Source organism: Veillonella sp. 3_1_44, assembly GCF_000163715.1.
GTDB lineage: Bacteria > Bacillota > Negativicutes > Veillonellales > Veillonellaceae > Veillonella > Veillonella parvula_A.
This window is the reverse complement of the sequence record NZ_GG770201.1, coordinates 12,298-37,952: the sequence shown is the minus strand read 5'-3', so window position 1 is coordinate 37,952 and position 25,655 is coordinate 12,298. Positions and strand designations below refer to the sequence as shown.

Annotated in this window: 20 protein-coding genes; 1 reads left to right on the top strand and 19 read right to left on the bottom strand. The window is 42.9% G+C overall.

Annotated features, from left to right (window positions below; translation table 11 throughout):
- Positions 1-53: 53 nt before the first annotated feature.
- The 9 genes from HMPREF0873_RS06795 to HMPREF0873_RS06755 form a co-directional block, all read right to left on the bottom strand.
- The gene (locus tag HMPREF0873_RS06795) at positions 54-863 is read right to left on the bottom strand and encodes an ABC transporter permease (protein ID WP_008715125.1); all 810 of its coding nucleotides are present in this window, start codon (positions 861-863) and stop codon (positions 54-56) included.
- On the bottom strand, positions 856-1,806 hold the full coding sequence (locus tag HMPREF0873_RS06790; RefSeq protein ID WP_038125842.1) for an ABC transporter permease: 951 nt from the start codon (positions 1,804-1,806) through the stop codon (positions 856-858). The genes HMPREF0873_RS06795 and HMPREF0873_RS06790 overlap by 8 nt, the downstream gene beginning before the upstream one ends.
- 232 nt (positions 1,807-2,038) lie before the next feature.
- On the bottom strand, positions 2,039-2,626 hold the full coding sequence (locus HMPREF0873_RS06785) for a hypothetical protein (protein ID WP_038125734.1): 588 nt from the start codon (positions 2,624-2,626) through the stop codon (positions 2,039-2,041).
- A 267-nt stretch (positions 2,627-2,893) separates the two neighbouring features.
- Entirely contained in the window at positions 2,894-3,655 is a 762-nt protein-coding gene (locus HMPREF0873_RS06780; RefSeq protein WP_008715120.1) for an SDR family oxidoreductase, read from the bottom strand.
- A gap of 112 nt (positions 3,656-3,767) precedes the next feature.
- A complete protein-coding gene (locus HMPREF0873_RS06775; RefSeq protein WP_004694327.1) occupies positions 3,768-4,526 on the bottom strand; it encodes an SDR family NAD(P)-dependent oxidoreductase in 759 nt (252 codons plus the stop codon).
- Positions 4,527-4,893: 367 nt separating this feature from the next.
- Entirely contained in the window at positions 4,894-5,895 is a 1,002-nt protein-coding gene (locus HMPREF0873_RS06770) for an electron transfer flavoprotein subunit alpha/FixB family protein (RefSeq protein WP_024061032.1), read from the bottom strand.
- On the bottom strand, positions 5,895-6,884 hold the full coding sequence (locus tag HMPREF0873_RS06765; protein WP_038125732.1) for an electron transfer flavoprotein subunit beta/FixA family protein: 990 nt from the start codon (positions 6,882-6,884) through the stop codon (positions 5,895-5,897). The genes HMPREF0873_RS06770 and HMPREF0873_RS06765 overlap by 1 nt, the downstream gene beginning before the upstream one ends.
- A gap of 4 nt (positions 6,885-6,888) precedes the next feature.
- Positions 6,889-7,167 (bottom strand): ferredoxin family protein, encoded by a 279-nt coding sequence (locus tag HMPREF0873_RS06760; protein ID WP_008715118.1) that lies wholly within the window; start codon positions 7,165-7,167, stop codon positions 6,889-6,891.
- A complete protein-coding gene (locus HMPREF0873_RS06755; RefSeq protein ID WP_008715116.1) occupies positions 7,164-8,471 on the bottom strand; it encodes an FAD-dependent oxidoreductase in 1,308 nt (435 codons plus the stop codon). The genes HMPREF0873_RS06760 and HMPREF0873_RS06755 overlap by 4 nt, the downstream gene beginning before the upstream one ends.
- 388 nt (positions 8,472-8,859) lie before the next feature.
- On the opposite strand from HMPREF0873_RS06755, the gene HMPREF0873_RS06750 reads away from it, so the two are divergent.
- On the top strand, positions 8,860-9,321 hold the full coding sequence (locus tag HMPREF0873_RS06750) for a helix-turn-helix transcriptional regulator (RefSeq protein WP_008715114.1): 462 nt from the start codon (positions 8,860-8,862) through the stop codon (positions 9,319-9,321).
- Between the two features lie 169 nt (positions 9,322-9,490).
- Here the strand turns inward: HMPREF0873_RS06750 and HMPREF0873_RS06745 are convergent, their stop codons facing one another.
- From HMPREF0873_RS06745 to HMPREF0873_RS06700, 10 genes are all read right to left on the bottom strand, one after another.
- A complete protein-coding gene (locus HMPREF0873_RS06745; protein ID WP_008603324.1) occupies positions 9,491-10,813 on the bottom strand; it encodes a pyridoxal phosphate-dependent aminotransferase in 1,323 nt (440 codons plus the stop codon).
- 436 nt (positions 10,814-11,249) lie between these two features.
- Positions 11,250-13,118, bottom strand: coding sequence for a TonB-dependent siderophore receptor (locus tag HMPREF0873_RS06740; RefSeq protein ID WP_038125731.1), 1,869 nt, complete (start codon positions 13,116-13,118; stop codon positions 11,250-11,252).
- 20 nt (positions 13,119-13,138) lie between these two features.
- Positions 13,139-14,050, bottom strand: a complete 912-nt coding sequence (locus HMPREF0873_RS06735) for an ABC transporter substrate-binding protein (RefSeq protein ID WP_008715111.1) — start codon at positions 14,048-14,050, stop codon at positions 13,139-13,141.
- 1 nt (position 14,051) lies between these two features.
- Positions 14,052-17,675 carry a cobaltochelatase subunit CobN gene (gene cobN / locus HMPREF0873_RS06730; protein WP_008715109.1) on the bottom strand — a complete coding sequence of 1,208 codons (3,624 nt, stop codon included), beginning with the start codon at positions 17,673-17,675 and terminating at the stop codon, positions 14,052-14,054.
- Between the two features lie 3 nt (positions 17,676-17,678).
- A complete protein-coding gene (locus HMPREF0873_RS06725) occupies positions 17,679-19,706 on the bottom strand; it encodes a VWA domain-containing protein (protein ID WP_008715107.1) in 2,028 nt (675 codons plus the stop codon).
- A gap of 2 nt (positions 19,707-19,708) precedes the next feature.
- Positions 19,709-20,638: an ATP-binding protein gene (locus tag HMPREF0873_RS06720; protein ID WP_008715104.1), complete on the bottom strand. Its 930-nt coding sequence runs from the start codon at positions 20,636-20,638 to the stop codon at positions 19,709-19,711.
- A 96-nt stretch (positions 20,639-20,734) separates the two neighbouring features.
- Positions 20,735-21,580, bottom strand: coding sequence for an ABC transporter ATP-binding protein (locus tag HMPREF0873_RS06715; RefSeq protein WP_008603335.1), 846 nt, complete (start codon positions 21,578-21,580; stop codon positions 20,735-20,737).
- Positions 21,580-22,617 (bottom strand): iron ABC transporter permease, encoded by a 1,038-nt coding sequence (locus tag HMPREF0873_RS06710; RefSeq protein WP_008715103.1) that lies wholly within the window; start codon positions 22,615-22,617, stop codon positions 21,580-21,582. The genes HMPREF0873_RS06715 and HMPREF0873_RS06710 overlap by 1 nt, the downstream gene beginning before the upstream one ends.
- Positions 22,610-23,563: an ABC transporter substrate-binding protein gene (locus tag HMPREF0873_RS06705; RefSeq protein WP_008715102.1), complete on the bottom strand. Its 954-nt coding sequence runs from the start codon at positions 23,561-23,563 to the stop codon at positions 22,610-22,612. The genes HMPREF0873_RS06710 and HMPREF0873_RS06705 overlap by 8 nt, the downstream gene beginning before the upstream one ends.
- 43 nt (positions 23,564-23,606) lie before the next feature.
- On the bottom strand, positions 23,607-25,589 hold the full coding sequence (locus HMPREF0873_RS06700) for a TonB-dependent siderophore receptor (RefSeq protein WP_008715101.1): 1,983 nt from the start codon (positions 25,587-25,589) through the stop codon (positions 23,607-23,609).
- Positions 25,590-25,655: the final 66 nt, after the last annotated feature.

The following is a 25,655-nucleotide window of genomic DNA, read 5'->3' as shown; positions in this document are numbered from 1 at the left end:
AAATACATTGCCTCGTCGAGGCTTTCACCATAAAAAATCTATACACAGCACGGTTAACGAGATACATCAAGGGCATCGCGCAACGCATCACCAATATAGTTAAATAAAACAACGGTAATAAAAATAGCGAGCCCTGGGTAAATTAGCAGCCACGGTGCCGTTTGTAGAAAATCTCGGGAACTCAACAGGATCGCGCCCCACTCCGGATCCGGCGGTTGTACACCGATGCCGATGAGCGAAAAACTGGCTACCAAAATGATGGCGTCCCCTAAATGTTGAATAATAACGATCACCAACGGTGGCAATACATTCGGCAGAATATAGCGCCACAGAATTCGTAGATTTGAAGCACCTGACATACGAGCAAAGGTAATGTACTCCGCGTGGCGTTCAATCTGTACGAGGCCTCTAGTGATACGGGCATATTCCGCCCATTTCGTAATGCACAAGGAAATGATTACATTCGTTATGCTAGGTCCCATAATACCGATGAAAGCAATGGCAATCACCATGTTCGGGAACCCTAGTACCAAATCAATCAAGCGAGATAACCAACGGTCAATGCTAGGTGTAGAGAATCCTGCTAACCCACCAATAGCGATACCGATGGCCCCACTAATGCCAATGATGGTGAAAGCAATCCCTAAAGAGGCTTTACCACCGTACAGAATACGAGACCACACATCACGACCGAGTTGGTCAGTACCTAATAGATGGGTACTACTAATGTCTTGTAAGCGGTCCGCGATACTCGTCGTTTCAGGATCAAAGGGTGCTATATAGGGAGCACATAAGAAAAATACGATCCACAGAGCTGCTAATACTAACATAGCGTATAAAGTATAGGGCTTTTGTCTATTCATAAGAGCCTCCTTTTATAGCGGCTCTTCGCTTCGGATTCAGCCAAACACTCAATACATCAATGATGATATTTATCACGATAAACACCAAGGTAATCCAGATGATATAACCTTGCATCAATACATAATCGCGAGCCATAATGCCTTGTACCATCATGTAACCAATACCTTTTATAGAGAATACCGTTTCAATAACGGCAGAGCCACCTAGCATAGCGCCCATAGTTACCCCCATCATAGGCAACAACATAAGTCCCACATGAGGGAATATGTAACGGGTGTAGACCATCCATTCTGGCAAGCCCAATGCTCGCGCCCCCTGTACAAAGGGCTGTCGCGACACTTCTAAAATAGCATTGCGCAATCGACGAATGTAGAGACCACATATCCATAAAGCAAGGGTTACCGCGGGCAATACATAGGCAGAAAAGCCATTGGTATTCGTTATCGACACTAGCTGTAATTTAACACCAAATAAGTACAGTAATAATAAACCGACCCAGAACCCAGGGATTGCTAATGCTAGAAATGTAACGAGACGAACCCCATGATCAATCCATGAGTCTTGATACTTTGCAGATAACATACCGAGCGGTATGGTCACCACTATCCCCATAACAAGAGCTAAAGATACGAGCCCCAATGTATTTGGTAGGGCCCCTTTCAACAACGTGGCCACAGGTACTGCATAAAGTATAGACTCACCAAAGTCGCCTCGCACCAGTTGGCCCAGCCAGCGTACATATTGCTGCCACCACGGGTCGTTTAGGCCTAACTGCTCTCGTATTTGTGCAACCACAACTGGATCTGGTGTAGCCCCTACAAGATTAAACTTCATCGACACGGGGTCGATAGGAGATAATTTTATCAATACAAATGTACCGATAGTAACCACCAATAAAATACCTACAATACTCGCTAAACGCTGTAGTATTAATCGATACAACACATCACCTGCCTTCTTTATCACAAAATAGCTATATTTACATTCTATCAACGTAATACTTAGATAGATATACCCATATGGGTATTTAGAATCATTATCATTATGAAAGTTTTGCATAGCAACAAAAACGGCCCCTCATATGAGGAGCCGTTCCATATAAAACCCTTACAGTGTCCATGCGAGTGCTTCACCACAGCTCGCATGCCTATCCCATTAGGCCTGGACTTTTATATTATTTTGTATGTTGTTTTGGAGCTACTGTATTAGCAACGATCGCTTTAGCCATGTCACGAGTTACAGGGCGTTCGAAGTACATCCCATGAGTTTGTCCGTCTTTTGTCCAACCTATGAGATATACCATTTTATTACCGCCTTTGAAAACAACCTTTGTGCCGTTTACTTTTTCATTAGCTGTTACACGAAAATCGTTATAATCGCCGCTGATATCTTCTTTTATTTCATTGGCTATGCGATGGACGATGCGTTTGCCTGCAGCTTGATTACGAGTAGCATCTTCACCAGCTTGGTAAACATAAACCACTTGCAATACATCCTTATCAATAGTACTTACAGATTCAATATTGTAACCTACAGGTAATACCTTAGGCATTTGAGGTATAATGTTCATATATCTAGCCGCTTCATCTACAGTAGAAAACTCATGAAATGGGCTTGGCATACCAACCATTGGCGCTTCTTGTTGCGCTACCACAGATTTAGGTTGATCTGGTTTTACATCAAAAGTACCTTGAGCACCAGCAACAGTATAAGAACCTACACATGCACAGGCAACTGCCATCAATACAAATTTCTTCAACATGATTATAATCTCCGCTCTTTTACATATACATCTGTACAAACACAACACATGTATTAAGAATATTATAATTTATAAATATATTTTACAAAATATTCTTTATCAAAACTTATTTTATAATTATACCCTAAATGATAGGGAATTTCAAGTAGTTGTTTCTCATATAAAATCCTGAGTTCTATATTAGCTACTATACAAACATATATTCAAAATGGATAGTAAGGCGCTAACAAGAAGTATCTATGTCTATATATAATCCATCCCTATCTACTATTTGGCAGCAGCTAGGTAATTAAATTTTGGTCCGCTGAGCTTAAACTCAAAGCTAGTTAAATCCACCTCACCAACACATGCATCACTATCATAAAGGGTGAGCAAAAAATCTGCGGTCTGTTCACTGCTATGATACTTTTCAAATGAAGCATCGTAATCAAATCCGCTTTTACCTGAAGCTACATCGCAGAACTCGCTTTTAGTAGCAGCAGGCGCTAAGATTTTAGCCTGCATTTTAGCATCTACATCCTGTGCAAGCTCATGATATAAGCCCTCTGTGAAAGCACTTACAAAAAATTTCGTTCCACAATATGGTACTACTCCGGGCGCTAAAAAATATCCACCCACGGAGGAAACATTTATCAACTGTGTTTGTTTACATTTATAATCTCGCACGAATAAACTGGAAAGTATCGCAAGTGCAGTTACATTTAAATCTATCATTTTTACCATTTTTTGAATATCATGATTGCCCATGAATCCAAAATCACCAAAGCCTGCATTATTAATAAGTGCCTTTAACTCATAGCTTTTAAGGTCATCCCAAAGCGCTAAAACATTTTCGCTACGCGAAAGATCACAAGGTTTTACAATAACGTCTGTATCAGGTGAAATATTAGCAATCTCATCTTTCAAATTCTCTAATAGTTCTGCTCTTCGTGCAATAACGATCAAATTTTCTCCACGACGTGCAAAAGCTTTTGCCGTAGCTGCTCCTATGCCTGAACTTGCTCCTGTAATAACGATATATTTTTTCATTTTTTTGCCTTTCCTTTATAAATAAGAGTATCTGGCTTTATTGCACTTGCTATGCCTCCTTAGTTAACATACGAGTCCTTTACTCAGCTTTCACATTAAATCATAGGATGTCTTATTTCTTATGCACCATAAACCCAGCTGCTTGTTGGTTAGCCATAATTGTGACATCAGAAATTTGCAAGCGTTTAGGTTGGTTTGTTACGTATAGCACAACGTCCGCCACATCCTCAGGTTGGATGGCATCGATGCCTGCATAGACGGCTTTAGCTCTTTCCGCATCACCGTGAAAGCGGACTTCACTAAATGGAGTCTCTACAATGCCCGGTTGAATGGTTGTGACCTTAATATCCGTTGCAATCGTATCCATCCGAATACCGTCGCTCAACATCTTAACGGCGGCCTTTGTAGCGCAGTAAACAGCGCCTCCTGGATATGCATAAATACCAGCAGTAGATCCCATATTCACAATATGACCTGCATTTTTATCGATCATATAAGGTAGTACGGCTTTTGTTACATATAAAAGACCTTTCACATTCGTATCGATCATAGTCACCGCATCATCGACAGTACTATCTTGGAAAGGATCCAAGCCTTGTGCAAGACCTGCGTTATTTACGAGGACATCAACGCCACCAAAAGCCTCAATTGCTGCTGGAACCTTGCTTTCAACATCCTCACGACTACGCACATCAAGAACCAAAGTCTCAACGCGCACGCCATACTCCTTAGACAAACGAGCCTGCACCTCAGCCAACACCTCAGCACGACGGCCGGAAATCAAAACATTATCGCCATACTTTGCATACGCCTCGGCAATACAAAGACCAATACCAGACGTTGCACCAGTAACAAAAACATTACGAGCCATAAAAACCTCCTTATCAATCCGAACTATATCTATACCCTAATTATACCACTTTAATATGTAATGGACTCTAGTCCACTACGCGTACCACACTCTCCTACTCCCCAAAATGACATATTGACGCATTTTAAGGTAAAACGCATAGAAATGAAAAAGGATTACCGTTCTGAAAACGACTTTCCCTTTGTATAAATAATATGTCGGAGCATTTGTTTATAATACACTAATATTTGAGCTCTACAGCAGCAGTAAGACAAATAGGGATGCCTATTCGAAGCCGCCTTGGGCGCTACGCGTACCCATGAAGGCTGAGGATAGGTATCCCTATGTCTTATTTAGTCTGATAAGTAGAGCTCAAATACTACGTCTTTTATTTCAAATGCGCCAACATATCATTTAACACTTCCATGCAATCCCCCACAATCCCATAGTTAGCGTGTTGGAAGATTTCTGCATTTGGATCGTTGTTGATAGCCACGATTGTGTCAGCCCCGGAGATACCGCTCACGTGTTGAATAGCACCGGAGATACCGAATGCCAAGTATAGTTTAGGGCTTACCGTTTTACCTGTTTGGCCTACTTGGTATGGCAATTCAATCCAACCCTTTTCAACAAGAGGACGTGTAGCACCTACAACGCCGCCGATAGCATCGGCAAGTTCGTAAAGCTTATCAAAGTTTTCTTTAGACCCCATGCCACGACCACCGGCCACAATGATATCCGCTTCTTGAATGTTGTACCCAGCTTTGCTGAACGGAATGAAATCAAGACGCTTCATGCGAATATCTTCAGGTTTAAGGTCGAATGGTTCAATTTGAATGCGGCCCCAGCTATCTGCAATGCGTTCCGGCTTCTTAAATACATTAGGACGGACAGAACCCATTTGTGGGCGATGATTTGGGGAAATAATTTCAGCTAAAATATTCCCCCCCAAGGCAGGGCGTGTCCATTCTACAAGGCCTTCCTCAGTATCTACTGTCAAAATGGTACAGTCAGCTACGACGCCGTTTTTCATGCGACCAGACATACGAGGTGCTAGGTCACGACCATTATTTGTTGCACCTATCAAAAGGATATTAGGCTTATGGTCTTCAAAGAAGTCCGTCAAAACCTTTGTATAGCCATCTGTTGTATAGTATTTCAAAAGAGGGCTTTCAAAAACGTGAACAATATCCGCACCATGTGCCACAAGTTCCTCCGCCTCGGATTGAACATTCTCACCAAGCAGCATAACTTGAACGAGTTGTCCCAATTCCTTAGCAATACGGCGAGCTTGACCGATAAGTTCGTACGTAACCGGATGTACTACGTCATCGATGGTATCCGCTACGACAAAGACGTCTCTATATTCATCAAAATTTGTCACTCCCATTATCGATCACCTCCTTTGGAACCTTCTTCACCTTTAACAGCTGCTAAAACCTTAAACTCACTGGAGGATACACTTTCAACAGAGGCAGCCCGCTGCACAGGATCTTTTACATCTACGCCCTCATCATTGGTATCTACAGGCTCTTCAACCAGTTCTTCGCTGGGCACTAATAGATGAGAAAACTTTTCTGGCTTGATATTATAAGCCAATTCAAGAATTTTCTTAGCCCCTTCGTCCACAGATGAAAGCATTTCTACCTTGCCCCGAAGCGGTGGTTGGTATACCTTGCGCACACGTGTAGGAGAGCCATTGAGACCAATACGGCTTTCATCAATATGCGGCATATCTCGCAATGTAATATGCGTAATTGTATACCGTTTGGCGTAAATTGAGCTCCAAAGACCGGGTTGGCGAGGCTCATTGAGTTCAGCCGTAGCCGTTACCAATAGAGGCAAAGGAACTTCCACAATTTCATAACCATTTTCATGTTCTCGTTTCACAATCGCCTTTTGAGCTGCTTGGTCTACGGATAATTCACAAGCATAGGTAGCTTGCGCCATGCCCAATTCCTCAGCAATTTGAGGCCCTACCTGAGCCGTATCACCATCGATAGCCTGCTTGCCGCAGAAAATGATTTGGAACTCGCGATTCATGGTACGTTGAATATGACGAATGGCAGAGGCAATTGTATAGCTTGTCGCCAATGTATCAGCGCCGCCAAAAGCACGATCTGTAATGAGCACCGCATCATCTGCACCGAGGGATAAACACTCGCGCAGTGCCGCCTCGGCTTGTGGAGGCCCCATAGTGACAACGGTTACACGGCTACCTTCATATTGGTCTTTTACTGCAAGAGCTGCCTCTAACGCATGCATATCATAAGGGTTTACAATACTAGGCAGACCTGTGCGGATGAGATTATTCGTTTCTGGATCCAGCTTAATCTCAGATGTATCTGGAACCTGTTTGATACATACTAATAACTCCATACACTCACCCCTGTCTAAATTCTACGCCCTTAGCGTTACGCGGATATTTCCAAGTTTTTACGATGGTTTCGCCACAGAGAACACGACAGGTACCGCATTCAAGGCAACCAGCGAAATCAAAGGCTAAATCGCCATTCTCTTGTAATGTATATAGACCGGCAGGACAGCCATTTACGAGTTTCATTTTCTCTTCCAGACCAAAGCCGGCGCCATCCACAATGATATGAGGAGACGTTTCATCTACATAGTATTTATTGGCGCCCAAGCGCTCTTCTAATTTCATAGGGAACGCACCCCTTTCCAAGCATCACGAATCAAGGTAACTAAACCTACATCACTTACACTACTCATCAATTTTTTCATCATTGGTACTGCCCCATCACCGTTTACAGTGAATACATCGCGCATCACATTATTCACAAGAGCTGGATACTCTTTGAATATACGAGGGTTGGATGCGAGGAAGGCAGGCATATTTTTATAAAGTTTCATGTCCTTATATAGCCAAGAATTCTTGATTTGACGTTCATACAATTTAGCAACGCGCTCCATGTTCTCATCGCGCAAGGCTACGTTAACCGCATCCGCTGCACACATACCAGATTCGATGGCGAGGTCCATCCCACGAATGGTATACCCCAGGTTCATACACATGCGCGCCGCATCACCGACGATAACATACCCATTACCGCCCAACTTAGGCAGCGCTTTAAATCCGCCTTCTGGCACGAGATGCGCACTATGCTCCTTCAATTGACCATTTTTTAATAGTGGTGCGATTCTTGGATGGTTTGTGAAAGCTAACAGCATATCATCTACCGATTTAGTAGCTTTGCCGATATCTTCAAGGCCTACAACCATACCTACGGAAAGGCTGTCTTTATTCGTATAAATAAAGCCACCACCTAATAGGCCATCGGTCATATCGCCCAATGTAAGCCACGCCATCCCCTCATCGCCAGATAGCATAAGGCGATTTTCAAGATCCTCTTTTTTGAGTTTATATACCTCTTTTACCCCTACAGCCATTGTTCTTGGATCTGTAGGACCTGTAAGACCAGCCTGTTCCAATAATAATGTATTAGAACCTTCTGCGATGACAACTAGTTTTGCATATACTTCGTCATCGTGACAACGAACCCCTATTACGCGGCGATGTTTTCCTTCGCCTTCGGTAATAAGCTCTGTTACCTGTACATTAGATACGAGGAGAGCCCCTTTTTTCTCTGCCTCTTCTGCTAGCCATTTATCAAATTTAGCACGCAATACTACGTAGGATTCTTCATTAGGTTCACCATCTTCGTAACTATACTCGATGGTAGTCATTTCATTACCTGTGCCTATAGAAATGCGCTCTTTTGTTACCTTTCGTTCCAACGGCGCACGGTCTCTAAAGTCCGGTACAAGACGCTCCAAAGAATGTGTATAGATGCGTCCACCCATCATATTTTTAGCACCTGGTGCGGTTCCACGTTCGATAAGTAAAACTTTTACCCTCTGCTCCGCTAAGCGTAATGCTGCCGCAGAACCCGCTGGCCCTGCGCCAACAACGATAACATCAAATATTTCATTGCGATCAATTGCCATATACTCAGCTCCTTTAAATGAAAGCTTAGACTTACATAAGTTCATATAGTATATATATTTCTCTATTTAGAACCAAAATACCTTTAAAAATTATCACAGAAAGATGAATATATTCTATATTTTTCAGAAATATATTATAAAAGTCTCTACAGGTTGTATATATACTCATTATATATTAATACTAATGTATACTTTCCCTTCTAAATAAGTGCAATAAAATTCATCAATTCGTGAAATTTATAAGTAAGTCTAGCTTTCACGGTAAAAGTAGCGTATGATAAAGGTAGCAAAAACCCTATACGGAGCAAGACGCGTATAATACGACCGCATAATGCAAGTCCACGGTCAAGGTTGGGAACTCGTTATTTTTTAATTAAGAGGAGGCCCTATGGACCCGTTAAAAATCTTGAAAGCATTATCCAATCCGCATCGGTTAGATATTATATTGTGGCTAAAACACCCGGAAAAAGAATTCGGTGTACAAGTACACGCCAATACGCTTATCGACTTTCCATATAGTGTGAGCGTTAAGAGTATCCAAAAGCGCTGCGGTGTATCGCAATCTTCTATTTCTACATTTATGAGCATCTTAGAGAATGCTGAACTTGTAGAATCGCGTAAAATCGACCAATATACCTATTTCCGTCGCAACGAAGAAGTTATTCGCGAATTTGGCGAATGGTACAACAAAGAAGTATCCATCCAGTCTGATGAAATTGACAAATTATTAGAAACGGTTATCTTAGAAGACACTTCATATCCATCAACTGAAGAAAGCTCTATACCTAGCGAGCAACTGGCAGTCGAAATACGTACTAAGGGACCGCATCATGATGAAGAAAGTAAATAAAAGCCCTTCCCTACTTACCATATCTAGGGAAAAACGAAAAGAGCTATAATTTTGAATATTATAGCTCTTTTTTATGTAATACTATACCATACATAGTATCTTTATAACTCATAATGATAACTTACAATGCAAAAAGAGTGCCTCCCTTTGGGAATGGCACTCTTTACGTTTATACATTTCGTTGTGCTTCATAAGCTCTGAATAGTTTAGATAATAACTCAGGAGCCAAGCGCAATAGTTCTGGATTTTCACAGAACGACACGCGCAATTGTGTTTTACCAGGGTTATTATCACCATTTTTACCGCTATAGAAACCATTGAGCGGCGCCATGAGGAGTGTATATTCCTTACCATCATCAAGGCTCACTGCACCGTGTTCGGCGCACCAGGACGCGAACTCTACACCGTCAAAGCCAGGTTTTGCCACCTTTCTCACGTCGATTACAAAGTAAATAGATGCTTCAGGGCGAGACACGATAAAATCCGGTTCTACCTCTTTAAACCCTTTATGGAGCTCAAAGATCATTTGACGATAGTAGTCGCGTTGTTGCTCATACCAGTTGTGCAACTGCGCATAGGACTCATGCTTCAAAGCGCCAAAGATATATTGGCCCAAGGTGTTAGCGCTAAGGTTTGCCGTATATTCCGCAACAGATTTTTCATAGCATAATTTATTATCCGTAATGATAGCTCCAATGCGAAGGCCACACGCATTCCAAACCTTACTAGCTGTTTCAAGGCTAATACGGCGGCCTTCGATGCCAGGCACATCTTTATCGGTTAAAGCCCAAATACTAGATGTTTCTTTCCCCTTTTCATAAGCCAATTCGCGGTACGCTTCGTCAGAGATAATCCACAAATTATGTTTAACGCACAATTTTGTATATTCAATAAGCGTTTCTTTGCTAAACAATTGACCTGTAGGATTATCATAAGGAATGATGAGCAACGCACCAGGTTTTGTGTCGATAATGCGCTTCTCTACAGTCTCTACGGACGGCAATTCAAACTCACCATTTTCATTAAGCTCCCGCTCTACAGTAACCGTTTTACGGCCTATGCGAAGACCTACTGCATCATAGTTTGTATAAGAAGGGTTGAACATCAAGAGAGGGCGTTCCTCTTCGCCTGCACCACCACATACGCCGAGCATGATGATTTCCATCGCCATGGATGCACCGTCTGTTACGAGTACATCGAGGCCTGTTGTATCAAAACCTTGACTGCGCAAAATATGTAGAAATGCTTCACGGCATTCATCAGTGCCCGTAGTTGGTACGTATGGCACAATGCCATTGTGGAACGGACTATTAACACCACCCAAATCAAACAACCTACGCTGCATGGCGGGATGCATAGGACGCATTACATTGCCAATAGAACCATTCACCAAGATAGGTGGGTTCTTACGTTCCAAGAATTTAATTTGTCCTAGGCGAATGCCAGACGGCTTGCGAGCCATCATATACGGCGATAATTCTGGTTGTTTCATTTCGATCCAACTCCTCTAAAAATCAACCTTCTCCATGGGAAGGTTTTGATAACTGTGAAAGTAACAAAACATTTACTATACAAGCAAATATATGTGTACATCACAAAACATAAACTATGAATACCTATAGATAGATACATAATATTATAGAGCTTTTACTATAGAAAATCTATAGTTTTATAACATATACTTATTTACCTATACCTAATTTATCGGTTATTGAAAATAACTCTCATGGTACTTAGTGCGGTCTCAATATATCATCAAAAATTATAATAAAAATGAAAGAGCCCCATAAGAGGCTCTTTCACCATGATATAGATTACATTTTGAAGCTATACAAATAACTATGATGTAATTGTCAATTATTAGTATAGCTTTATAATCGAACGATTACAGTAGTTATATCTATTAGCCATTGCAGTAGTTATATCTATTAGATAGTCACTTCTACACCTAGACGGAAGTTGCGACCTTGACCTGGCCACCAGTCACCAGGGTTGCCCCAACGAACGCTAGATTGTTCTGCATAGTATGTATCAAAGATATTATTGATACGACCAAATATAGTAACATTTTCGCGTACCCGATAGTTAGCGCTGATATCCGCCAACCAGTACGTTTTACGTGGGAATACATTATCTGCAGGGCCAGGACGATTAATGATACCGCGGATATCCAAATGAGCATCCCATTTAGCATCGTTGTAATCAAGGCCTGCATTAACAGCATGTTTTGGCACATACCCATCGCGATTTGCTTTGCGAGTTGGTGTCGCATCAATATGAGTATACGTATAGCCAAGGCGTGCGGACAAGTGGTTCGTCAATTGTTTACGCACATCCGCATTGATACCACGAGCTTTTTCAGTGTCAAAATTGCGATATTGGCCTGTAAAATTTGCTGGATCTGTCATAACCCAACCGATTTTATCCTTCGTACTACGGCTGAAGAAACTAAGATTACTATTCCATGTTTTACCGAATTTGTGGTGTACACCTAAATCAAATTCATGACCTGTTTCCGGTTTCAAATTGCGGTTGCCATTGAAGCCATCAAATAATTGGTATGGTGTAGGGGCTAAGAAGTACTCTTTATACGCAGCATACACATTTGTCTTCTCATTTACATCATAGCCAAGGCTGATGGATGGAGATGTATGCGTACCGAAGGAGGAATGATGGTCAACGCGGATACCAGGTGTTACAGTCCACTTAGGAGCAAATTTCCATTCATCTTGAATGAAGTAAGATGTATTCGTAAGCTTCACCCCGCCCATATTAAGCACCTTATCTTGTCTCCAATCAAAGCCGCCTACTACAGTATGGTCTTTTGCTTTATACGTAACTTGATCACCAATACCACGAGTCTTCACATCCGTTAAGTACCCATCATATGTTGTTTTATAATGATTGTTCATCAAGTATAATTGATGGCTCCAGCGATTGCTGATTTTGTTGTTCCAAATCGCACGCAAGGAGTCATTTGCTTCATTACCATAACGAATATGGTTAAGGGCACCCAAATGGTCGGAGTACATTACATCACCACGATATGTGTCGTAAGATATTTTTACATCGTTCTTATCATTGATTTTATTGCCCACCATGAAAGATGCAGTATGGCTGTTACCATGTTGCGGAATACGCACACCATGGCCATCTTTGTAGGAGCCAATGATATCTTTTTGTACGCCTACACGCCAGTACCAATTGTTTTGGCTACCTTCATTGGTAATTGCGTATTGCTCTAAATCATTGCTGCCACCCATCACGCGAAGCTTAGTTTGTACACCTTGCTCAGGTTTTGCAGTAATTACGTTTACTACACCACCGATGGCGCCGGAACCATACAATGTAGAGCCTGCACCACGTTGAACTTCAATGCGATCAATACTAGACATATCTTTCAAAATAGTCATCGGCGGATTCACACCAGCCGCCCCCATATTGATGCCGTCTACCAAATACAATACTTGGTCAGACCCATTGATGCGGAATGCATTAGAGTTCGTGTAACCTACGCCACCACCGTACGTATTAATATCTACGCCCGGTACGATGTTCAAGGCTTCGTTCATATTCGTAGCATGGCGCTCACGAATATCGTCGCCTGTTACTACGCCTACACTAGCTGGCACTTCTGAAAGCTGTTGTTCACTACGAGTCGCCGTAACAACAATGGTATGCGCTTCTTTCGCTTCACCAGCGTCAACAGCTGATACACTAGGAGCACTCAATGTGCTACCAAATACGAGAGCTAACCCTACGTACATGGATAATCGTTGCATTCTTGATACTTTCATAAAAACCTCCACACATACATTTACATACTATATATATTTTGTGCCATAGAAACCATTGCACGAGTCATAAATTGGGAATAACTCATGACCTGCGAGGAATCTACGAGGAACACACGACGATTGGCGATGGCCTTAACACCTTGCAAAGCAGGGTCAGAATAGAGTTGTTCTGCCGTTGCTGGCGTAGTGCCATCCGAGGTATAAGCCACCGATGGGATGATGATAATGTCTGGATTCGCTTTGATTAAATCCTCTCGCGTCCCATTATCAAAAGGCCCCAAGCCTAATTGGGCGGCCGCATTGGTAACCTTCAAATATTTAGTCATATCATCAAAGGTTGACCCCTTGCCACCGGTTAAACCAAATTGCGTATAAAATGCTACTACAGGGCGTTCACCGGTATGTTTATTGGCTAACTCTTCGACAGTTTTCAAATCTGCGTCCATGCTAGCAATCATCTTTTCATCCGAAGCGTGTAAGAGTCCTGCAATTTCATGGATAACTGCTTTTGCTTCTTCTACCGTAGTCGGCGTCTTATAGACATAAACGGGAATCTGCATATTCCGCATTTCCCCAATCGCATCTGGGGACATCCAGTTTGGAACTAATACTAGATCAGGCTGTACAGAGAGCATAGATTCAGCAGTTGCTTTCACATGTTTCCCAACCTTGGCAGACTCGTCAGGCACATTGTTAGGCACGGTGCCAACAGCTGCCACTCGGCTCGGATCAACCAAAGATAACACTATATCCTCTGTACTCGCAGCGATAGGGACGATGCGCTTCGGCTCACTAGGTACAGTAACAGTTAGACCAGTGCCATCCGTAACCTGATGTGTCGTACCCGTTGTCCCCGTCTGCGTAGGACCACAACCGACCACTAAAAGTACCATCATTACTATGGTACATATAATAGAAATTCTTTGTTTCATGCTAACGACCCTCTATAACCCCTTCCATGGAAATAAATAATGACTGCAAATCTTGTAACATCTCTGGGGATGCGTCCCAATAACCACGTTGAGAAGCCTCTAACAAGATTTCTGTAATGCGCTGCAAAGCCCAAGGATTTACATTCCGCATCCATTCTTGCACTGTTTTGTCTAAGGCATACTTGTTAGCATATCCTTCGTAAACCCAGTCTGGTACAACATCGCTAGTGACGTCCCAACCAAAGCTATGAGATACTACATTTGACATGTCCGATGCCCCTTTGTAGCCATGTTTCATCATGGCTTGAATAAACTTAGGATTCTGCGTTTCCCCTTGTACGACGCGGCGAATTTCATCACCTAAGGGCCTCATCACAACGCGGCTGCGGTCTGAACTATCTCCCACATAGGCTCGAGGTGCGCTGCCCTTTGCTGTCTGCACCGCTGCAATGAGACCACCGTGATAGCTATAATAATCATCGGCACTCATAATATGCGTTTCCCGATTATCTTCATTCTTAATGGTTACATCCATCGTGGTTAATCGACGCTGGAACAGCCTCATGTCCTGAGGAATGTCCTTGTGCAGATGAAAGCTACTCCACTTGCTGTAAACTTGAGCAATATCTTGTAAAGACTCCCAGTTTTTGCCTTCAATCAAGGCACCTACACCCGTGCCATAAGCTTGGGGCGGATCGCCAAAGATGCGGAGTCTAGCCTTTTTAGTAGCCAATAGAGGGTCCTCACCTTGCTCAACGAGCCAGTCCACATCATCGTGAATATGCTTTTTCACGTAGTTGTCTTCCAACGACTCATCTAATTCTGCCACCATTTCAACGGCTTTGTCGAGCCAGCCGATAGCAGTAGGCATCATATCTCGAATGAGGCCACTGATGCGGCCCATCACATCGATGCGAGGGCGCTGCAATTCCTCTAAAGGAATCACTTCTAAACCTGACACGCGACCGCCCGATTGCCATTTAGGTCGAACTCCTAACAAGTAAAGGAACTCACCCAAGCACTGACCATGACTTCTAGAATTGCTAGTAGCCCATAGGATGATGCCAATCGTCTCAGGATACCGTTGTTCATTCAAAATATAGTCAGCGATAACTTGATCTGCTAACTCTATGCCTAATTGATAGGCTATCTTCGTCGGTAAAGCTCTTTCATCTAAACCATAGAAGTTACGCCCCGTAGGCAGTACGTCGACTTGACCGCTCGAGGGGGCTCCACCTGGACCGGGCTCTACATATCTGCCCTGTAAGGCATTTGAAATAGAGGTTAGCTCGTTCTTGGTGTCACCTAATTTTGGAATATACTCTCGAACGATCGCATTCGCCAAAGGTTCTAACCGTTCGAGCACTGTATAATCTGGTATATTGATCACATGCCTTACAAAGCTACGCAATTCATTCCAAATTCGATCTATGGTAACACTATATCGTATACCATCTAAATGAATTTCGCCAGCATGTTCCGCCATATAAGACCAATCATAACCTAATTCTTCTGCGATGGTGGCAAGGCCTGACGCGATTTCACCTTGAGGAGTGCTTACAATAGCAGTAATAAACTCTTCTAATGCTTCCCCTTCAGGACCTTGCCCCAAGATGTGCAAACCATTGCGCATCTGCATATGTTTCAAGTCGCTCAGCTTTTCGTGGACCTCTGTAATTATATCGTCCACCGTCATGGTAGAACCTCGTTCTTTATCGATGAGATGGCACTCCATGGCCTTTTCTCGAATCACTTCACCTAGAGTAGAGACACTTTCAGGATGTTCCCGCTCAAAATGACTATGTTCATCGAGTAAGGCCTCTAATTCTTCGAACTCATCATAGAGGCCCGCTGTCGTCATCGGCGGCGACAAGTGACCCACTAAGCAAGCCGAACTACGCCGCTTGGCTTGTATGCCTTCCCCAATAATGGTTGTCCAATACGGGTAAATATTTGGCAAACTGGAAATGCCGATTTCCGGATAACAACTAGCGCTGAGTCCAGCCCCCTTACCGGGCAGCCATTCTAGAGAGCCATGGGTACCAACATGGATAACTGCATCAGCTTCAAAGACATCGCGCACCCAGTGATAAAACGCTAAGTATTGATGTGGTGGAGGCAAGCAAGGATCGTGATAAATGGCCGATACATTCTCCCCAAATCCACGGGGTGGCTGTACCGTAATCCACAGATTGCCATTGGAGAAACCTGGGATAATCACGTCATCATCGTAGACGAATACATCCCCTGGGGCTTCGCCCCAAGATTTAACCATTGCTGTCTGCGTATCTTCCGGCAGCGTAGCAAAATATGATTTGTAATCATCGCTACTTAACCGACCTTCTGCAGAGGCTAGCAGTTCATCGGTGAGCATGGAGCGGTCATTCGTCATATGAGACGTTACCACATCCATCAAGTCTGCACTTGTTTCTGGCACCGTGTCGATGGTATAACCTTCCGCCTTCATATCTCGCAATAACCGTAGCACCGACTCAGGTGTATCAAGACCTGCGGCAGAGCCAATGTTGGAGTTCTTAGGCGGATAGTTATGTAATATAACGGCCACTTTTCGCTCCGATACAGGGATATGGCGCAATGTAGACCATTTAATAGCTCGTTGTACAATAGCAGCGATGCGTTCTTTCACAGGCAAGTACACATAGTGTCCACGCTCATCATAGGTTTGGCATGCCACAACACCGCCTTGAATAACCCCATCTATCTCAGGCTGAGATATAGATAAATTCACGTCTAAAGGTGTTACACCTTGTGGATTCTCGGCCCAAGATTTCTCATCCATGTATATGGTATAACCCTGAACGATAGGAACATCCTGTAGCTTTAACTCCTCCAAGGTTTGAGCACCTAAGGACTGAAAGGAAAATTTACAAGTATTTATGAGCACATCAAAGGGGAATTCATTCTTCCCAAAAAGATGGTTCATGGACAGCTTCATATTTGGAATACCTACGCGCGGATTCGAGCCATACTGACCATAAAAGATAATCGGATTGTACTGATGTTTGTAAATCTCTTCAAATAAGGCCTGTTGATACTCAATATCCCCCATGATCCATTCGTCACGGTAAAAGTAGACCGCTATAGATGGCCAATCTCGATGCCCTTCGGCATCCATAAACTCATCATAAGTTTCGTAGATATTGCCTTCTCGACCCATAATGGCTTGCCAAGGAATAGGATCTGGCTCTTCCCATTCAGAGGTAGGTTTTGTACTGAAAGCACCATTGATTAAGCGTACATAATTCATAACCCCACTGGTTCGGCGGTAACTTTCAAGAAGGACCCGTTTATCCTCATCCAAATTGCGATATAAAATATCTGTTTTCTTAGGTTCTACTACATCAATCCAGTATTTAGGATGATGTGCATATAACCAGCGTTCCAGACGTTCTAAGAAGGGCGAGTCTAAACCAACCCCCATATTCGTTACCAGAACTACATCGGCAGCGCGTAAGCGACTTTCAAAGTCAGCATCCCATTGAGGAGGCTTTTTCATATTGCAAAGGTCCACCTCGCCCTGTAAGAGTTCCGGGTAAGTAGCAACAGCTTTTTCTATATATTGGATTTGTTTTCCTAAATTAGAAATATACAGGAGACGACTCATGATCTACCTCCGCGATACGCGCAAAATACTATCTGACGTAATAGAGTCCATCGCATAATAACTGCCATTCATTAATTTACACAATTCCTTAGCTAAGCCGAGCTTGATAAAGCCCGTTTCCGTATCGATAACGATACAGTATACTGGCAAGGTCCCTAAAATACGAGCCCATTGTTTCGCCTCCCCTACAGGGTCCTCAGAAGCCCCCGAAGTAGCACGACCATCGGTAATACAAATCATTTGAATCCGCTCCGCCGAATGTCTGCGAAGCAATCTATCACACATAGTATAGGCGACTCGTAAACCTTGGGCTAAGGGCGTCTTGCCCCCCGTTGGCAATGTAGCTAACAGTCGTTCTGCTCGCTCTACACTACGGGTGAAAGGCAATAATATCTCTGCGGAGTCCTTGCGAAATACAATAAGTCCCACCGAATCACGGTGAACATAAGAGTCACGCAAGAGGCTCAAAATCGCACCTTTTGTCGCCTCCATGCGATGGCGAGCTGCCATAGAGCCACTAGCATCCACTACGAAAAGCTGATACGCACCAATCCTCTTTTCCCGAGCCTTTCGGCGGTAATCTTGAGGTTTTACTACAATAGATAGCCCTTTTAAATCATGACGCTCTGCTTGTGGGTCCATTTGACATAAGCATTCCGATGTAACAGATTGCTCCACTACATTTAATGGGGTATCTACCTGTAATTGTTTTACCCTTTCAACGGCCCGCAATCGTTGATACGGTGCGGCTGCACGCAATGTGTCAATTAAAGCCAAATCCTCTAAAGCCTGTTCATCTTGATACGCTCGAATCATGCGCCCCCTAGTATCCTTTGTTTTAGTCATAAGGCGCCGACCAGAACCTTTACGATACTGACGGTCTACCGTTTTAGAAGATTGCAATTTCCATTGAAAGAACTGGTTAGCTATACGGGCAACAGTATCGGGCAAACATAAAGAAGATATTCCATTAGATGTGTCACTATAAGTATTCATTGAATCAGAAGTTCCCCACTCATTCGCTGTAGACTCTAATGTTTCTGAATGATTGGACTCTTTTGATTTACAATCATCAAAATCCATATCACTTGAGCCGTCATGACCATCGCTATTTGAATTATCTAGCCCATTAGCGTTTAACTCGTCAGAATGGGATTCATCACGCTTGGAATCTCTGGAATCAGAGTTATCAGAGTCGTCTACATCCGAATCATCTGTTGCTGATTCGGTATTCTCCTGCAACTGGTTTTGGTCACTTGCACTATTAGATGTCTCTCCTTGTGAGGTCTGAGATTCAGGTGTATCATTGCGCTTCATGCGATGAGGCAGTACATAGAGCGCGGCTCGTTCCGCATGAGATGGCTTGCAGTAAGAACTACCATCAAGAACTGCCAGTGATTTCATAACTTGTAATAATACATACTCTGCTCCATGACCTACGGTTCGAGCTTGCAATGCATAGGATATAGCCAGTGAAAGCATAGCATCAGGAACAACTATAGATTGAACTCGTTTAGAATCTATTAGGCTCAATAGATCCTCAGATGAAGGCTCAATTTCATCTCGCCTTCGTTGTAACACCTTCACCTTAGATTGTAGTGTAGGTGCGTCCATAGATACATGCACATCTACGAATTCCCACTCCGCATCATCTAAGGTTCTATCTTCATGGTTTATGGTCATAATCAGTAGTATTTGACGACGCTTCGCTTCTACCAATAGTGCATGACGGACTTCGGGCGACAGAACGTGAGCATCATCGACAACCCAGCATCGATTACTCGTATCACCTAATAAGCCAGATGCCATAACCATCTTACCCTGTGCAAAGGATGCTTCAAAATCGATGGACTCTTGTAGTTGTGAAGTATCTATATAAACAGGTATCAAACGATATGGAATTTGCCATTTCTCGAGGCACTGACGAAGTACATAGCTTTTACCAACACCGGTACCTCCAGAAATAACAATGGTATGAATCTGGTCGTTTACAAGGCCTATTTCGAGGGCCTCTTGTACAGATGTTTCCATAACTAGCCCTCAAGCACTGCCGATACCACTGTATCAATGCGCTCCTCATCGTAACCTTGTTCTTCAAAGGGCAAGCGACGTAAGCGATGTTTTAACGCTAATCGTGCCGCCACCTTGAGGTCTTCCGCTGTAATTTGGTTGCGACTGTGAAAGGCTGCATGAGCACGAGCCGTATGCATCATCGTAATGTCTGGGCGATGTCCATCAACGCCGACACCTATGCTGATACTCGCTATTTGCAACAACACATCATCAGATGGAATGATGCCTGGCAATACTTCACGAGCTTGTAATAAACGTTCGTGCAGACTACGTTCTGATTCCTTGTAAGACGCTACAAAGCTTTCAGCATTGTCGCCAAAGGCGAGGCGACGCTTGATTACCTCCATACGTTGTGCCGGGTCCTGTTCTCCATAGACCATAACAGATAGTCCGAAACGGTCTAGCAGTTGAGGTCTGAGGTCGCCTTCTTCAGGATTCATCGTTCCTACGAGGATAAAACGAGATGGATGAGAATGGCTCACCCCTTCCCGCTCTACCGTATTCACCCCCATAGCCGCCACGTCTAGCAAAATATCTACAATGTGGTCATCTAATAGATTAACCTCATCTACGTAAAGAATATTTTGATGGGCTGCGTGTAAAATACCCGGTTCAAAGGCTTTTACACCCTCTTGCAATGCCTTTTCCAAATTTATGGATCCTACAACGCGATCTTCTGTAGCATTGATAGGTAGCTCAACAACAGACATCGCTGATGCGCCTGTTTCCATAGGAGGTAACAGATTCGCTAACGCACGTACAGCCGTAGACTTAGCAGTGCCTTTTTCGCCTTCAATTAAGACACCGCCGATTGATGGGTTTATGGCATTGAGCAACAAGGCCAATTTCATTTCATCTTGACCAACAATAGCAGTAAATGGATATAGCATACGCCTAACCTCACTCAGATTCGCAATACAAAATAGTCACCATACATAATAAATCAATAACCCTAGGAAAACTCTAAGTATCGTAATCCATTCTAACTATTTCAGATTTGGATCAATAGACATTTCTGAAGTAACTTCGGTTTGTTTGAAGTCATCAATCTTTGTAGTTCCTTTTGGGAATACAAAGATACGTTGTTGTTTAAAGTACGGATCATCGTAAACCGCGGCCGATAAACGGAACGCATTTCGTAAATTTTCTGCCGTCAATACATCTCGAGGTGCACCTACATCAACGATGTGACCATCACTAACTAAGACGAGTTTAGTGCAATATTTTGCGGCTAATTCTAAGTCATGAACGACAATTAAAATCGTTTTACCTTCGTCACATAATCGGCGGCCTTCATGAAAGATATCGTCAGCATATACTAGATCGAGGGCAGCCGTCGGCTCATCTAGTAATAGGACCTCTGTTTGTTGTGCCAAAGCCTTTGCTAAGAATACCCGTTGACGCTCACCGCCACTCAAAGATTGTACAGAACGATTCCGCAGATGATAAACGCCTACCTCTTTCATAGCCTGTTCAACGATAACTTTATCTTCAGGGCCTTCTTGTTCCCACCATTTCAAATAAGGATAACGAGCGGTCATTACAATATCGATGGCTTCATAATCGAAGGAAACATTTACAGACTGTTGCATATACGCCACATGATGAGCGATTTCTTTATCGCTCAAAGAAGAGATGCTTTTACCATCCCACAAAACATCTCCACCAGATGTAGGATAAAGGCCACGTAATGCTTTTAACAACGTTGTTTTACCGGAGCCATTAGGGCCGATAATGCCTACGAACTCGCCTCGGTCAATAGCAAAGGATGCCTCTTTTACAATGGTTGTATCTCCTAATGTGACAGATAGAGATTGAACATCTAGTTTCATTAGGCCCCTCCTTTACGACGCAAGCGATGAAGTAAATATAGAAAATATGGTGCCCCTAATAGAGCCGTCATGATACCTACGCGAATCTCAACTGGCTGAGCAATAACGCGACCTAATGTATCACAGAATACGAGGAATAGTGCGCCTCCAACGGCCGCCATAGGCAATAGTATTCGATGATCTGGCCCTACTAAGATACGTACAATATGTGGTACCACAAGACCTACAAAGCCAATAGAACCACTGACGCACACCGCAGTAGCAGTAACGACAGATGCCAAAAACAGGAATAACATGCGGTACACCATAACAGGCAAACCCAAGGCACGCGCCTCTGTATCGCCAAGGACAAGTACGTTGAGGTGACGACCGAGCATCATCAAAATGACACTACCCGTCATGATAGGTCCTACCGCCAATAGAACATGGTCCCATCGACGATAATCGAGGCCACCTACCATCCAGAATAAAAATTCCCGCAAGCGATATTCATTAATCATCGTCAAGATGCCCGATGTAAAAGCACCGAGCAGCATACTAACAGCTACACCAGCAAGCAACAAGGTGGTCGTGTCGAGCTTGTTATTACGCCATGTTAACAATATAGTAATCCCAACGGATACAAAGGCCCCGACAAAGGCAAAGGCAGGCATGTAAAACATGCCAAGAGATGTTACACCAAGGGCGATGGCGATAACCGCACCGAGAGATGCCCCTGCGGATACACCCATAATACCTGGATCAGCCAACGGATTCGAGAATACCCCTTGCATAACGGCGCCAGCGATTGCCAAGGCACCGCCTACGAGCAGTCCAATGATAAGGCGTGGCATGCGGATAAACCACAGTACCGCCTCTTGTTCAGCAGAAATAGGTTCAGTAAAACTCACTGGTATGCCCATACCATTCAAAATACTTTGGACGCCCCCTCCAATAGGAATCATAATGGTCCCTACATGGAGTGCCAATAAGCTCACTATACATAGCAATACCCCAATCAGAGTGATCGCCATGATGCGTTGTTTCTGTTTAGTCATGAGAATTCCTTTCTAATTGAGGATACACAGTATGCATAATGGCTAGCATTGCTTCACCAATATGCTGATTCATTGTATATAAGTACGCTGCCGGTAAGGGCTTAACGCGATTTTCCTTAATAGCAGGTAGATTTTGAAAGGCTGGATTCTTTAAATATCTATCCGCCAAATTCTTGTCCATTCCCTTATAGGATGGAATAAAAATATAGTCTGGATTCATGGCTAGCACAAGCTCCTCCCCAAAGGGTATTCGTGGTGGTAATCCAATCCGATCAGGTGCATTATAGATGCTCATATAGTGACACATATCATCAAAAAGGCTTCCTGTGCCCGTGTATCCGTCCATAGATGACACAAAGAGAACCGTCTTGCGCTGCTCAAGTGGAATAGATTCCGCTAGGTGCTTTATTTCATCTATTTCACGATGAATCTTCCGATTGTAAAAGCTACCCTTTTCATCTTCCCCGATAATATGAGCAATCTCCATCACATTCTGAATCACTCCGTCCACCGTAGAAGGGGTAGGTACCACAACAGTGGCTATACCCATGTGCCGTAAACCATAGATAACATCAGCCGATATATAATCTGGCGCTATAACGAGATCCGGTTTCAAGGCTATAATTTTCTCCAAAGGATACGAGCTCAACACAGGTTTTACCAACTTTGCGCGCTTTGCCTCTAGCGAATATTCCTCATAGGTAGACAATTTATTAATGCCTGCTAAACGCTCTGGTTCTATAAGTCCTAATAAAATTGTGTCAAATGCAGAGGACAGTGATAAAATCCGCTTTGGATGCTCTGGAACAGCAACTTGAACGCCATCGTGACTTTCCACATAACGAGTATATGGCGTTACACCATCCTCAGATTGAGGTCCACAACCTGTTAAACATACACAAAGGAGTATCATCAAACATATGAAAAATCCAATTTTCTTGTTCATGATGATACTCCTTGTATAGTTCTAATTAGTGATTACATAAAGTCTAGAATTTTTGAGTATAGCTGAGTTGGTAATTAAATGGTTCATCCCAGTATTCCCAGTCACCGTTGGAAATAACATTGTGACGGTTCAACAAGTTACGTGCATCTAGCCGCAAGGATGAGTTTTCATTGAACTGATACCCTACGTACGCATTCCAAGCTACGAGATTAGGATTAATGCCGCCATCGCGGTTCTTCATCCGTTTTGTAACAAAGTTGATGCTAGTACCTGCAGTCCAGGTTGAGCTGTTATAATGGATTCCCCCGGTAAATTGCAATTTAGGATTAGCTTGTTTCCAATAGGTCTTATCGATTTCTCGTTGTTTAGGATTGGAATACGATGCTCCCACAGTCATTTTTAAGTGATCTGTTAATTTACGGTCATATTGAGCTTCGATACCAACATTTCTATAACGACCACCATTTACGCGAATCGTGTTTTTACCATTGCTATCCGGTTTCCAAGAGAAGAAGTTTTTAAAGTCCATATAGAAGAGCGCTACTTTCCAGCTGTCTTTGTTAGTAATGTGTTTATAGCCTAATTCATAATTCCAACCTTCTTCAGGTTTCAAATTGCGTCCACTAACAGAGGCATAGCCTTTATTAATTTTCTTGAAAGTATCGCTTAGATTCGGCATTCTAAAAGCTTTACCAACATTTATATACATGGATGATTCCTTGTTGATACGATGTTGTAATTGGAACTGAGGAATTAATACGCGCTGATTTTTCACAGGGTCTTTAATATCCGAATAACGCAAGCCTAAAATACTAGTCCATTTAGGATTGATTTGATAAGAGTATGTACCATAAACGGCATAACTATTGCGATGTGGATTTCCATAGTACGGACCAGATGTGGTGCGATATGTTTCTCGTTTACCAAGTACACCCGCAATAAAATAGTCCTTACCACCGCGGAAATCCCATTCATGTTGTACATCAAAACCATATTGTCGAGCAATATAGTTATTATCACTCAACGTATATGCCTTTTTGCTATGTACGCGACTTTTACCATACAAATCTCTATCGTTGTAGAAGATTGTACCTGTAGTATTGCCATCTTTATAAACTAAAGACGCATTATTTTTAGTATCTTTATAAGCATATGTTGTAGAGTGAAGCTTTTGCTTAATAGGATTCGTTTCTGTACTTAACTGTCCAAAAGAAGAATTACCTTCAAAGCGGCTAAAGTTCAAAGTCAACTTATCATTTAATTTACCGCTCATAAATACACCTAAAGAATTCCCTTTGTTACGAGCTGTATAATATTCATACCCTCTAGCATAACCACCGATATCGGAGCGGATAGGGGTTTCTGGATCTTGAGCGCCAAAGAAGTTACGTTCCACACCTATTAAGAAGCGAGGCGTCCCATAGTTAATTTTATAAGTTTGGCGGCCCATATTACCAAAACCTATCGTAGCAGAGCCCCCTTCTTTACTTGGAGTCTTAGTAATTACATTGATAACACCACTCATAGCATCAGCGCCATATAAAGCAGACGCTGCACCTTTTAATACTTCAATGCGTTCAATAGAGCTAGTCGGAATAGAGCTAAGTCCGCCCTTGCCATTGAGGTTCATCGGTACCCCATTCATGAGAATCAAAGAGCCCCGTTCAAGACCACGGATATTCACACGGCTATCCATAGCCCCATATTCAAGACCAGATGCACCATAGGAAAAAGACGTAATGCCGGGTACCATATTAACCGCATCAAATGCATTTTTGGCACCACTATTAGCTAAGTCCTTTTGAGTAATAACATCCATCGCAGCCGGCGTATCTAAATCTAAAAGAGCCATGCGATTTGCTGTTACATTAATAGTATGGATTTCAGATGCTCCATTAGATTCACTCGATGCAGCTGTAGTGGGAGTCTTATCAGCACTTACCTCTGCTGCATATCCATTCACAGACAATCCTATCAATGCTAAACCCACAAGTATAGATATACGATGCTTAATTTGTTGTCTCATACCAAATGCCTCACTTAACACATATATACATTCACACAATTATATAAACTACATATTTGTATTATT